General features: G+C 39.8%; 11 protein-coding genes and 1 riboswitch. Of the genes, 1 reads left to right on the plus strand and 10 read right to left on the minus strand.

What is annotated here, in order from left to right; genetic code table 11:
- Position 1: 1 nt before the first annotated feature.
- A complete protein-coding gene (locus HZ311_RS06595) occupies positions 2-1,660 on the minus strand; it encodes a patatin-like phospholipase family protein (RefSeq protein ID WP_178946807.1) in 1,659 nt (552 codons plus the stop codon).
- Positions 1,661-1,892: 232 nt separating this feature from the next.
- Here HZ311_RS06595 and HZ311_RS06600 point away from each other — a divergent pair, with 232 nt between their 5' ends.
- Complete coding sequence (locus HZ311_RS06600; protein ID WP_010734092.1) at positions 1,893-2,669, plus strand: hypothetical protein; 777 nt, start codon at positions 1,893-1,895, stop codon at positions 2,667-2,669.
- A 54-nt stretch (positions 2,670-2,723) separates the two neighbouring features.
- Here HZ311_RS06600 and thiT read toward each other — a convergent pair whose 3' ends face one another.
- The 9 genes from thiT to mprF all read right to left on the minus strand — a co-directional run bounded on the left by thiT (position 2,724) and on the right by mprF (position 13,584).
- On the minus strand, positions 2,724-3,308 hold the full coding sequence (gene thiT / locus HZ311_RS06605; protein ID WP_178946545.1) for an energy-coupled thiamine transporter ThiT: 585 nt from the start codon (positions 3,306-3,308) through the stop codon (positions 2,724-2,726).
- 83 nt (positions 3,309-3,391) lie between these two features.
- Positions 3,392-3,494, minus strand: a riboswitch (TPP riboswitch).
- A 23-nt stretch (positions 3,495-3,517) separates the two neighbouring features.
- Positions 3,518-4,486, minus strand: a complete 969-nt coding sequence (locus HZ311_RS06610; protein WP_019722356.1) for a ribose-phosphate diphosphokinase — start codon at positions 4,484-4,486, stop codon at positions 3,518-3,520.
- An 89-nt stretch (positions 4,487-4,575) separates the two neighbouring features.
- Complete coding sequence (glmU, locus tag HZ311_RS06615) at positions 4,576-5,949, minus strand: bifunctional UDP-N-acetylglucosamine diphosphorylase/glucosamine-1-phosphate N-acetyltransferase GlmU (RefSeq protein WP_137072951.1); 1,374 nt, start codon at positions 5,947-5,949, stop codon at positions 4,576-4,578.
- 155 nt (positions 5,950-6,104) lie between these two features.
- Entirely contained in the window at positions 6,105-6,923 is an 819-nt protein-coding gene (purR, locus tag HZ311_RS06620; RefSeq protein ID WP_010734088.1) for a pur operon repressor, read from the minus strand.
- Between the two features lie 175 nt (positions 6,924-7,098).
- Positions 7,099-7,920: a metal ABC transporter permease gene (locus HZ311_RS06625; RefSeq protein ID WP_019722358.1), complete on the minus strand. Its 822-nt coding sequence runs from the start codon at positions 7,918-7,920 to the stop codon at positions 7,099-7,101.
- Positions 7,893-8,573, minus strand: coding sequence for a metal ABC transporter ATP-binding protein (locus HZ311_RS06630; RefSeq protein ID WP_010734086.1), 681 nt, complete (start codon positions 8,571-8,573; stop codon positions 7,893-7,895). The genes HZ311_RS06625 and HZ311_RS06630 overlap by 28 nt, the downstream gene beginning before the upstream one ends.
- A gap of 18 nt (positions 8,574-8,591) precedes the next feature.
- Complete coding sequence (locus HZ311_RS06635) at positions 8,592-9,518, minus strand: metal ABC transporter substrate-binding protein (protein WP_137072953.1); 927 nt, start codon at positions 9,516-9,518, stop codon at positions 8,592-8,594.
- 534 nt (positions 9,519-10,052) lie between these two features.
- Complete coding sequence (gene ispE / locus HZ311_RS06640; protein WP_019722360.1) at positions 10,053-10,901, minus strand: 4-(cytidine 5'-diphospho)-2-C-methyl-D-erythritol kinase; 849 nt, start codon at positions 10,899-10,901, stop codon at positions 10,053-10,055.
- Between the two features lie 112 nt (positions 10,902-11,013).
- A complete protein-coding gene (gene mprF, locus HZ311_RS06645) occupies positions 11,014-13,584 on the minus strand; it encodes a bifunctional lysylphosphatidylglycerol flippase/synthetase MprF (protein ID WP_178946546.1) in 2,571 nt (856 codons plus the stop codon).
- Positions 13,585-13,892: the final 308 nt, after the last annotated feature.

Here is a 13,892-nt window from a genome sequence, read left to right on the forward strand (position 1 = left end):
TTTATTCCTCCTTTAGATGATAAAGATAGAGATACATCAAAGTTTCTACTGTATCTGCATTGAGTTGTCGTTGTAAGCGATCACTCTTTTTTTCTTTCACGTATTGATAGATCGCGTGTTCCTTCATTACGTGTATTTTAGCATTTCGTTCCAGTTTTCGAAACTTCAACCATTCGCTGGCATTTAATTGTCCAACCTTTTTTAAAAATGCTTCATCAATCTTACTTTCTTGGCAAATGAGCGGTAATATTTCTTCGACGGTATACACTTTATTCGGTAAGATCAATTTTTGTTTCGCTAGTAGCTCAAGCATCGCCAATCCGCATGTTTCACTTGTGACCCTGTCTTTATATACATTACGCAAGTCCCGCCAGAATTTTTCTTTGTAAAAAAAGGATACGTCTAAATCAAGTGTTTCGACTAAGAAACGTAAGAAACGTCGCCAATAACGTTCAGCTGGCTTTGCTGTTTCAAACGTATACCAGTTTCCTTGATAGATCCCTAAACATTTTTTAGCCTCTAAATAACCTAATTGGATATTCAATTGGTTTCTTTGTCGCTCAAAAACTAAGAAACCACCTAAAGACCAGTTTGAACAACATTTCCAGGTCACCAAAGCATCAGGTTCCTTGTATTTTTTTGTCATCCCAGGTCCTTGGACATCGACAATCAAGACTTCGGTTGCACCTTGTTGGATAGCAACATCTACTGGCACGTTATTTCGATAGCCCCCATCAACATATTTTGATCCGTCAATCTGACGATAAGCCATGGCAGGATAAAAAGAAGCAGAGGCGAGGACCCAATCGGCGATTTCTGTTGGTGCTAATGCTTGGATCCTTGTAACTGTTTCTTGAAATTCTGGGATTTTAGTTGCGATTGTATAGAGTTGCGGTTTTTCTGTACATTTGATTTTTTCCGCATCTAGGTACTGCTCTAGTAATGCTTCCAACGGTGCAATCGAGGTTCCTCCTTCGACTACTGCACGACGTGTCATCAAGCTGGCTTCTTGGATATAACGTTGCCTCAAATCTTCTGATAAGGCAACCTCTGGTAAAGCCAATACTTGATTGGTTGACAGTTCCTGCCACAAGTCAATGGCTTGTGTTAGTTGATCCTGAACGACCAAAGCCCCATTTAGCGCACCTACAGAAGTACCAGTAACGAGTGAAATCTCTAGATTTTCTTCTTTCAATGCTTTCCAAACACCTATTTGATAAGCACCATGAGCCCCTCCTCCGCCTAAGACAAGACCGGTATGATAGGATATTTCCTTCTCAAACGATTGCGTTCCCAAATAACCACTTTGGTGGAAAAGGTCGATCATGTTCGGTGAGATTGAATGATCAAAGCGGACGAGTCCGTATTTTTTGAAAAAATAACGAACCGTACTTTCTAGCAATAGGAAAATATCGGACCACTGCCAATATTCTTCTTCAATCAACACGTTGGTATAGATCAATTTTTCATTCGTTATTTCTGCAGTAAAGTAAATGTTCAGCCTTTTCGATACGATCTTCCATGCCTGTTGTTTTTTTGCCTGTTGCCAAAAATGTTGCCGGCTTTCTTGATGTGTAGTAAAAAAACTAAAAAGTTGTTTTGCTTGCTGCACTCGATTCTGCTGATAACGTTCCGACCAATAGACTTTTTGAACTTTCATAGACACCTCGGATTCTCTTTTTCTTTTATTATATCAGTAATCAGAAAAAAAGGGTGGGGGTGAATAGTCATCTGATAACAGTGTTATATATATATAAATTTTTACTCTATGTTCATCGTTTATTCATAAAAAAAAGTTGCTTTGTAATCGAATTTTAAAATAAAAGAAACAAGCTTTTTTTCAGTAAATGTTGTAAAATGAAAGGGATGAGATACAGGGGAGGAGGAGCATGATGAGTGATTCAGTATATGTACATATCGATACAACTAGTAACGCCGTTTTGACCAAAGGGCTGACTATCAATGATTTTTCAAATAGCATCGTGCATTTTCCTCAAAATCTACTTTTGTTGGACCCTTCCGCATCTGCTGGAGAATATGAATCACACACAGGCTTGAAGGTCATTCGTGGAACTGAGAATATCCAAAGATTTTTCCAAACCGTTCGCAGCCGTAACAACAGTACGGATCTTAAATGGATCGATTTTACGGATTTGACGATGTTAAAAGAATTAAGCCCTTTAGAAATCTCAGAGTTGCTTTATTTTGGTCATATGAAAACACATCTCCATTCACCTTTTTTCTATAAATTACAAAATAACTTTGTTTATTTTGATTTGAGCGATCATCTAGGTAGAACCTATTATCGTTATTTAGATGAATTTTATCGGATTTTTGCCAACAAGTTAAGCACGATCTTGGCGGGAAAAATCAACGAAAAAAAATCATTCTTTCGAAAAGAGATCCCTGTTGAAAAAATCAGTGTGGAGATACTGAAAAAGATGCGTAATTTGATGCAAGAAGGAATCATTTTTTCGTTTGATCAAGCAGGTTTGGTCGATGACAAGTATGAGATCCCGATTTATGTCATTGAAGATTACGTTTGGAAATTAAAAGGAACACGTTACTTGGAAGAAAAACCGGTAGCTGTTCTCGTCTATCATGCCACTCAACAACGTTGGCAACTAGACGGCAACGTTTCTGATTTTGTCTACAACACATTTGTATAATGACAGTCAACTCCACTAAAAAAGCGTAAAGGTCAGCTGCCTTTACGCTTTTTTTTAATTTTTACTTTTACGTACCTGCAACCCTTCGGCTACAAATAAAGAAGGAACGGTCTGTTCAATACCTAATAGGACAATAGTTGTTACAATCCCCGTAGCTAACCCACTAGCGCCATTCATGACTAAAGAGAACAACCATGGATTCATTCCCCATAGTGCGAAACTCCCCCAAAAAGCAACCCCAGCGACAAAATGCCAGAAATATCTGGCAGTCACACCAACGAATGTCGCTAAAATAATCGTTGAGGCCATTTTCTTACGATTGCCTTGCAGATAACTCTGTTGCATTCTTTGCGAAAAAATTCCTGCAACGCCAGCAAACGTAAACGCGATCGGATACTCGATCAACACTTGGATGACACTCAAGTAATAGACAGTCCCCATGGGAAAATGAAGGATTCCCCATAGAAAAGCCGATCCCATACCAGCTTTCCAACCCCTTCTCAAGGCAAATAAAGTTAAAGGGATTTGCCCGAGTGAGATTTCAAAACTACTACCTATTTGTAGAGGAATCATCGACAACACTAAAGATAATGCTGCGACGATCGTTCCCTCGCTCCAGACACGATGATTCTTATTCATAAAAAAGCTTCCTCCTTTATAATTGGACATCACAAAGGAGGAAGCAAGTTTGTTTTTTTACAAACAGCTTCGTGCTTTCACACTAGCTATTCATTCACAATTCCTACGCTCGCATAACCGAAACAGGTACGAAGGGTTTAGAATATATTCAGTCTCAGCCCAAAATGGACTCCCCTTTGTGATTGTAATTATTTAGTTTTTATTTTCCTTTATCTTTTTGTTTCAAATAAAGGACTAACTGGTTTGTTTTCATGGATACGTTTGATTGCGTCACCCATCAAGCCACCAACGCTTACTTCGTCAATCTTATCAATTTTGCGATCTTCTGGCAAATAGATTGAATCCGTTACAACTAAGCGCTCGATTGCAGAGTCTTCGATTCTTTGTAAAGCAGGTCCTGACAACACAGGATGTGTACATGAAGCATAAACGCTCACTGCTCCAGCTTCTTTCAAGGCATTAGCAGCCAATGTGATCGTTCCAGCTGTATCGATCATGTCATCGATCAAGACACACGTTTTGCCTTCTACTTGACCAATGATATTCATCACTTCTGCCACGTTTGCTTTTGGACGGCGTTTATCGATGATTGCAATTGGTGCTTTTAAAAATTCAGCCAATTTACGTGCACGAGTAACACCACCATGGTCAGGTGAAACAACGACAACATCATCGCCTTGAATCCCTTTTTCTAAGAAGTAATTCGCAATCAGTGGTGCGCCCATCAAATGGTCGACCGGAATATCAAAGAAACCTTGGATTTGGACTGCGTGCAAGTCAAGTGTCAACATTCTTGTTGCTCCAGCTTTTTGGATCATATTTGCCACTAATTTTGCAGTGATTGGTTCACGCGCGCGCGCTTTACGGTCTTGACGTGCGTAGCCGTAATACGGCATTACAACGTTGATCGTTTTGGCACTTGCACGCTTCAATGCATCGATCATGATCAACAGTTCCATCAGGTTATCATTTACCGGACTACTTGTTGATTGAATAACGTATACGTGTGAACCACGGATACTTTCTTCGATATTGACTTGGATCTCACCATCACTAAATTGAGTGACCGATGATTTTCCTAATTCAACCCCAACAGCTGCAGCAATTTTTTCTGCCAATGGACGATTTGAGTTTAATGCAAATATTTTTAATCTTGGATCAAAGTAATGTTTGGACATGAGGACCTCCGCTTTCTTTTTCACAACTCTACTACCTAATAAATACTAGTCATATTTGCCGAATAAATCAAGTGATTTTGCAAAAAGTATCAATTTGAATATGGGAGTTTCTTCGCGTGTCCTTCTTTATTGACTTGTCTAGCGCGTGCGATTGCCATCGCATGTTCAGGAACATCGTTAGTGATCGTCGAACCAGCAGCGATACATGTATTCTCTGCCACGTCTACTGGCGCCACAAGATTCGCATTTGACCCAATAAAACTATGGTCACCGACTGTTGTATGATGTTTTGCTTTTCCGTCATAATTGACAAAGACGACACCACACCCCACATTGATTTCTTCACCTAGTGTTGCATCCCCGACATACGTCAAGTGACCAACTTTTGTGTTTTTGCCTATTTTTGCATTTTTCACTTCTACAAAGTTGCCGATATGGACGCCTTCTGCAATTTCTGCTTTTGGACGTAAATGGGCATACGGTCCTACATCTGCTTTACTTTTGACCACACTGTGTTCGATCACTGAGTTTTCGATGACTACTTGGTCACCGATCTTGCTATCAACAATACGTGAATGTGCACCAATAAAACAATCTTCACCAATTTTTGTTTCTCCTTGGATCTGAACGCCCGCTTCGATCACTGTATCTGAACCAATCACAACATCTGCATCAATATACGTAGTTGCAGGATCAACCAAGCTAACGCCATTGACCATATGTTTTTTGTTGATTCTTTGGCGCATCAACTCGTTAGCTTTTGCTAGTGCCATACGATCATTGACACCCATACACTCATCGAAATCTTCCGTCTGATACGCAGCAACTGGATTTCCAGCATCTTTTAGGATCTCAACGATGTCTGTTAAATAATACTCGCCTTGTGCATTGTCTGTTCCTACTTTATTCAACGCTTCAAATAACGCTTTGTTATCGAAACAGTAAGTTCCTGTATTGATTTCTTGAACTAACGCTTCTTCTGGCGAAGCGTCTTTTTGCTCAACGATTTTTTCAACGATTCCTACATGGTCACGAATGATTCTGCCATAACCTGTCGGATCTTCTGCTTGTGCAGTCAAAATCGTAGCACTTGCATTTTTCCCTTGATGGTATTCAAACAAGTTGTTCAACGTCTCAGTTGTCAATAAAGGGGTGTCACCACTGATGACTAACGTCGTGCCTTCCTTACCTGCTAAAAATGAGGCTGCTTGTAGTACCGCATGACCCGTCCCAAGTTGTTCCGCTTGTAACGCATACTCGCTACGTTCGCCTAGCTGAGCTTTGACTTTCTCTGCACCGTGACCAACGATCGTCACGATTTGATCAGGGTTTGTCTCACTTACACGGTTGATGATGTGTTCGACCATCGGTTTCCCAGAAACAGGGTGTAGGACCTTGTATAGTTTTGATTTCATGCGAGTACCTTTACCCGCGGCTAATATGATTGCATAACGTGCATCCAAATGTGTCACTCCTAAATTACGATTTATTATTTTTAGTTTAGCCCAGTCGCTCTTTTTTTTCAACTAAACGTTCATTTTAGCAACCAGGACGCAAAAAAAGAAGAGACATCATCCATCGCCTCTTCTTTTTCCATAGCACCGCTATGTTCGTTGTTTTATTCTTCGAAATAGTTGCCTGGTACTACAGTGATATTTTTCGTTTTTGTATCCACATCTTTGACGTAAAGTAGCGACGTGTAGTCATTGATTGCGCGATGTCCGTTGAATTTTGACTCCGCAAACACAGTGATACCGACAAGCTCAGATTCAAATTCTTCAATCAAGCTCTTCATTCCGTTCACTGTTCCGCCGCCTTTCATAAAGTCATCGACGACAAGCACGCGAGAACCACGTTTCAAACTTCTTTTTGATAGTTCCATTTTTTCGATCCGTTCAGATGAACCTGAAACATAGTTCACACTCACTGTAGAACCTTCTGTAATCTTAGAGTCACGACGAACGATGACAAACGGTGCGTTCAAGTAATAGGAAACGGCTTGAGCGATTGGCACCCCTTTTGTGGCTACAGTCATTACAGCATCGATTTTTTCTCCTAAATATTTTGAGGCAATGATTTTCCCTACTTGACGTAATAGCTCAGGTTCTCCTAATAGATCAGATAAGTAAACATAGCCTCCAGGGAGTAAACGGTCTTGTTCAGACAAGCGCTCAGCTAGCGATTCAACATATTTCTTTGCTTCTTCGTAGGAAATCTCCGGAATGAATAGAACACCCCCGGCTGCACCAGGGATTGTTTCAAGCGTTCCGTAACCTCTTTCTTTAAATGTTTTTTTGATGATTCCCAAATCTTCACTGATCGAAGATTTAGCAGATTCATAACGTTCGGCAAAGCTTGTTAATGAAATCAATTCATGCGGATGATCTAATAAATACTGTGTCATATCGACAAGACGCTCACTGCGACGTACTTTCAAAAATTCCAGCTCCTTTTTCCAACAAATTTTATCGTGTTTCATTATATAAGTTTTTTCGGGAAAATTCGAGCATTTTATCCAAAATTAAGAAAATAGTTCGGTATTTATAAAAAAGCAGGTAACTATTTAAGACATTTGTTTGTCTCAAATAACTACCTGTTTTAAAAATAGTGGTCTATTTTTTCCTTCTAATTCCTAATAAAATACGTTTACTCAAGTTGACTAATAAGAATAAAAAGATAAATACTAATGTGATAGTTGCCCCTGGCGGTGTATCCAAGTAGAACGAACTAGTTAACCCAGAAAGCATACCAATAAAACCAACGATGATACTGATCAATATAACAATATTGAAGCTTTTCCCTAAACGCATCCCGATTGCTGCTGGTAAAACCATAATAGCAGAAATCAGCAACGCGCCTGCTATCGGGATCATGACAGCGATTGCTACCCCAGTAATGATATTGAACATCATTGACATCCAACGAACTGGCAGCCCATCGACATGAGCGGTGTCTTCATCAAAGGTTAACACGTACATCGGACGTTTGAATAAGAAAAACAAAAGACCGATTACTGCAAACAAAATACCTAGGAATAGAACTTGTGGCCAAGTGATCGTCACAATCGATCCAAATAAATAAGATTGGATGCTCGTGGCAGAATTACCCCCACTCAAATTCATCAAAACTAATGCAAGCGCAAGTCCTCCTGCCATTAAGATCGCAATGGAAATCTCTGAATACGTACGATACATCGAACGTAGGTATTCTAAAATGATTGCAGCGATAACGACTACCACCATTGTGGTCATCGTTGGATTGAGATTGAGGAAAAATCCTAAGGCTACCCCTGCTAAAGAAACATGAGACAGTGTATCTGCCATCAACGATTGCCGACGTATCACTAAGAATACTCCTAACATTGGTGCGATTCCTGCAATAAAGATCGCAGCAAGAAATGCCCGCCTCATGAATTCATATGAAAGCAACGCCATTGAGAATCCTCCTTTCTCACTAAACGGATTTGTCGATCCGCATATTGTTTGATGTCTTCGTGATCATGAGTGATCATCAATACAGCTTTCCCATGGTCGTGTGCGCTATGGCGCAACAAACGATAAAATTCATTTCGTGATTCTTCATCCATTCCAGTAGTTGGTTCATCAAGTACAAATAAATCTGGATCAGTCGCAAAAATACGTGCTAAACTGATTCGTTGCTTTTGACCACCAGACAGCTCACCGATCCGACGATGACGCATATCCCACATACCAACAGATTCTAAGGCACGCTTGACATGCTCATGGTCTTTTTCGCTTAACCGTTTGAACCAACGACCTCTCGGATATCTGCCAGAACGTACTAATTCTAAGACTGTACTAGGAAAACCCGCATTAAAGGAAGAAACTTGTTGGGGAATGTACCCGATACTTAATTTGTCTCCGTCCTGATTTTTTCCTGCAATTTTGATGGTCCCTTTAGAGGGTTTCAATAACCCCAAAGAAGCTTTGATCAATGTAGATTTTGCCGCCCCGTTTTCACCAGTCAAAATCACAAATTCACCGGCATCTACATGATAAGAAACACCTTCTAACACAGGTTCTTCATCATAATAGAAAGTAAGATCAGCTATTTCGATATAACGCACATAGAGGACTCCCTTCCTTTACTTTATGCTTTCTTTTAATGCCTCTAGGTTTTTCTCCATGGTAGAAATGTAGGTTTCACCCGCTTTGATTTGTTCATTCGTCAAACTCTCAAGAGGATTAAGTACTTCAAGTTTTACACCTGTTTCCTTTGATAATGTCTCTGCTACTTTAGATGACGCATTTTCTTCAAAATAGATAACTTCGATTTTATTTTGATCGACAAAATCTTTCAATTCAGCCAATCGACTAGGCGTCGGCTCTTGATCCGGTGAAACTCCTGAGATGGCTACTTGTTTTAGGTCGTAGCGATTTGCTAAATAAGCAAAGGCAGCATGTTGCGTCACAAATGTTCGATTGGTTGCACCTTTTAATGCTTCTGTATAGTTCTGATCCAATGCTTCTAATTTTTTGATATAAGCTGCGGCATTTTGGTCAAATGTATCTTTCTTATCTGGATATTTCTTGCCGAGCTCTGTAGCAATCGTCTGTACTTCTTGGATCGCTAATGTTGGATCTAACCAAACATGAGGGTCATAGGCATGATCATGCTGATGTCCTTCTGATTCTTCGTGCTCTTCTTGTGACTCTAGACGTTCAATTCCCTTAGCGGCTTCGATCATCAACGTTCGATCGGTATCGACCGTATCTTTCAATGAGTCAACAAAAAATTCCATATCTGAGCTGTTATAAACAAAAACATCTGCATCCGCAATGGTTGCACTTTGTTTGGCACTTGGCTCAAAATCATGGGGTTCCGTTCCTGCGGGGATCAATAATTCGACCTTCCCAGTATCACCAACGACTTCTTTCGTAAATTCATACATCGGGTAAAACGTTGCGACAACGTTCAACTCATCTTGTGCCGATTCTTGGGTTGTCTGTCCACACGCTGTAAATAGGAAAGCTCCTATTGCTAAAGATGCGGCTAATAAATATTTCTTCATATATGCTCCTTTCAAAACAAATCGTAATATTACGATTTATCAACGAGGATTAATGTACCAAATTAAAAAAAAACAGTCAATAGTTTAACCTGATTTTCTGATTTAAATGCAAACTTACCATGTAAATCGGAAAACAAATGAATTGCCCGTCATATCAACAACGAACGTAATTGTTTTCTTTCAACTTTGGTCAAAAAGTGGCGGTTCCACACTATTATTTTATGTCCCGAGAACAATGAACGATTGGTTGAGATTGATAACAAAAAAGAAGGTAACGATCCTTCATCTTCTAAAACGAAATCAGCGGGAAAGATGTCTGGAATATTAGTCCTCTCACATCTCCTAAAACTGAATAAACGGCAGAAACAGAAGTAACCTCTTCGAAAATAAGGCGCCATCCACAAAAATTTAAAAAACAATTTTCGTGGATGGCGCCTTATTTCTCGAGGCTAAACACTTCTATTCCGACCTCTTTTACCGCTTATTTTTCGAATCTGACTGCTTCCGTCATGACATCGTGTCTCTTTCATGCGTTTATAGCGTTCTGACAAGATAAACTTCCTCACAAAAACCTTTTAATCCGTTGTAGACGCGTTGTGCTCTGGAATAGTGTTGACAAAGGGCAAAAACAGTTGGTCCACTACCGCTCATCAGTGCCGCGTCTGCACCATATTTGATCATTCGCTCTTTGATTTGATAAATGACCGGATGGCGTTTTCCTGTCACATCTTCAAGACTATTCCCCATTTTCGTCAACATTTTTTGATAATCTTGTTGTCGAAGCGCATCAGCCAACCCAGGAATATCTTGATGTTGGATTTTTTGCGTATCGATTTCTCGAAAAACAGTTCGTGTCGAAACACTCATTTTAGGTTTTACCAAGATAATCCAGCAAGAGGGCATCGCTGGCAACAATTGGACGATTTCTCCCTTTCCGCCTACGTAAGCTGTTTGGCCATAAACACAGTAAGGAACATCTGTCCCCACTTCCAAGCCGATCTCTGCTAGTTCTTCTAAGCTACAGCCTAACTCCCATAACCGATTGATCCCTCGCAACGCGGCAGCACAATCTGTACTTCCACCACCTAGGCCAGCAGCGACAGGAATATTTTTTTTCACAACGATTTTTACGCCTTTTTTGATTTGATATTTCTTTTTCAACAACAAAGCTGCTTGATACACATTGTTACGCTGATCTACCGGTAAAAATGCTTTATTCGTTTCAACAATGATCCGATCTTCCGATAGCTCTTCAAAGAACAAGTGATCAGCTAAATCTACACTTGACATCACCATTTCCAACTCATGATACCCATCTGGTCTTTTATATAACACATCCAACCCTAAGTTTATCTTCGCTGGTGCTTTTTCAATCAATTCCATCCTCTCACCCATTCGAAAAGTCTAAGTCGAAAGTATTCTATCATAGGGGAAAATAAAAGTATAGCTTCCACCAACATGCGTAAACACTTTCCTCACAGCTTTACAATCATTTTTACAATTCTGTCAGAACTTCTTCTGCTAGACTTGTTCCTTTTTCTTTCCCTTTGCCAATCAATAAGAAAAGCTGCCATGTGGCTAAAGTAAAACTACTTCCTTTCATATATGCAAAATAACGGCCTTCCCAATGAGTAACATACCTTTGTTTTTCTTCGTAAGCTAATTGGAATGAGTAAAAGAAATTCCCGTAATTAAAGATGATCCTCATCACTTTTTCTTGTAAGAACGAGAAATCAGTTTCTCCGACATTTGCAAGTGGAGCCAGTCCCAGATTTGCTTCTGCATACCCATTTTTGCGATAGACATCCAATAGATTTGCAAGTAAGTAATCACCTAGACTATTCGGCTGGTTCGGCAGATACCGCAATAAATCATACCCCGCTTGGCGGTCATTGATTGGTTGAGATGTAATAAACCCAACGATTTTCTGCTCTTTCCGAACAATACCAATACCACTCATCAAGAGATAATCTTTCTCAAAATAACCAACAGAGAAATGCTTCTCACGAGAACCATCCAACCATTTTTGAGAAACTTCTTGGATCGGTTCGAGCAACTCTTCAGGTAATTGGTCATACCAAGTAAAATGGTAGCCCTCATTCGTCAAACGTTGTAATTCGATCTGCTTTGTGCGCCAGTGTAGCGCATCTGAAGAAAGATCAGTAATTGCTGCTTCGCCAACTTTTGCAAAGTGAAAACCCGCTTCGTGAAGCATGACGACATAACTTTCGGATACTTTATAAAAAGCTAATTCATAGCCAAAACAATCGGCTTTTTTCAAAAACTCATGCGTAGCTGTACGTATCTTCGTTGGATCACCAATCGGATCACCAAGAACAAAACATTTATTCCCTTTGATTTGGTAACCAAACACTACTTTATCTTGACCATTTTCCTGATAATAAAAATAAGTATATCCAGGTAAGTGCAGATAATGACTAGTTGCCGTTCCACCATAGGCGGTCAAAAGGCGATTTAAACGCATTTGATCCAGAGGTTCACCAAACCCTGTCTCTGAAGCTAAATATTGGTACAATGCAACTAACGCAAGTAATGAGATCCCTAAACCAATCAGTCCTGAAAACCAAACATCCTCAGATGGAAAGAGAATAAAGCGATTCGCAGTTAAATCACCTACCCAAAAACTTCCACGGTGATAGCCTGCGATTGCATAAACAATAAATAAAAAGCCAAACAAACACGCATCAAATATGATTGCTCCCCAAGAATAGACGAACTTTTCACGATAAAACTCTTTTCGGGATAACCACACCGCTAATAAAATCAAAAGGTATACAACAATCAATTCCCATGATAAGGTTCGCATCACAGTGTTGATGATGCCAAAAGCGAGTAAAGCAATCGTAGGAATAAATGCTTTTTTGACTTTCATCGCTAAAGCTCTAGCTAGTCCTAACAATAAGAACCCAACCAGCAGATTCAATGACTGATCTAAAAAATCAAACGAAAAGGGTAAGAGTATTTGAAACAACCGACTGACAGTCGAAAGATTCGTGATCGTTGAAAGTAAGACCATCATGATTCCCGCAAAATAAACGGCACACACTAACACCAAATGAGCAATTTTTTGAAAAAATAGTCGGGGAATATTATCTAAAAACCGATTGATTTTGACACCTGTGTGTGTCAAAAATAAAACGATCCCTGAAAGAAATGGTAGAACATAATAGAACAAACGATAATAAAGTAACCAAACAAGTGCAACATCTTGCCGCACGCCAAGTTGACTCATTCCTAAGATCATCAGCACATCAAATGTTCCTACACCACCTGGCACCATCGTCAACATCCCAATCAATGTGGCAATGATAAACATAGGGTACAAGGACCATACAGAAATATCTACAGCCATCAAGCGCCCAATCAACAAGAAAACCACTAAGGCACCGGTCCATTGTCCAAAGGAAGCCAGCAACAAGCCCAGTAAGCCTTTAGGATAAAATTCTACAAATAGCGTTTTACGTTTCAAATAGGCAAACAAAAAGATAAGCGGTGCCAAAAAGCTACCACCAAATAACCAAATCCAATAACTGCGAAATACACTATCTGTTTGAAGAAAGAAGACATTGATGAATGTCACTAATGACCAAATAGAAAGACCCGTCAATAGAAACAAAGCAACCTTAGAGACTGTTGCCAACACCATTTTCCGATTCGTGTGCTTGCCATAAAAACTGGCGCGCAAGCTTGCTCCGACAATCCCTCCGAATCCTGCCAAGTTATTGATCGTATTCGTGATCCATGCAGATAACAAAAAGTCTTTACGACTCATTTTGGGCTTGCCTTGTTTTTCCAATACTCGAATCGTTACCCAATCATAAAGTAACATCGGCATCACACCAATCAAACCTGCTAATATCATCCATGCTAACGTGACATGACTTTGTTGTTCCATCGTGTGCCAGACATCTTGCCAACTCATCCCATGGGCAATGTTTGCGACTTGATTCGCCACAAAAACAAGGATCGATCCAAAGAAAATCAGCTTCAAAATCAACTGATGTGCTTTCACCCACTGGATCATTATCTGTAATTTATTTTTCACCGGCACCCTTCCTCACCTGTAGACTTTCTAAACATATACACTCATGTTATCTTATTTACATTGATTTTTCCACTTTGGGCATTAGGTTGTGAAAAAGCCGTTAAGCTCCAAGTAGTAAGACAGAACGTGGGAAAATAGCTCCTCATATTTTTTCACGTTTTGACTTACTATTGAAAGAGCTGGCTTTTTAATCGCTTTTATTCCCCCAGAAAAATCCGCCATTCACTAGCTTCACACTCACTGTCCTCCCCTTATTTATACTCTCCTTGACTTCTTCAAAATCAGTTTGTCTCTCGACTTGCAGGTTA

The organism is Enterococcus mundtii, assembly GCF_013394305.1.
Taxonomy (GTDB): Bacteria; Bacillota; Bacilli; order Lactobacillales; family Enterococcaceae; genus Enterococcus_B; species Enterococcus_B pernyi.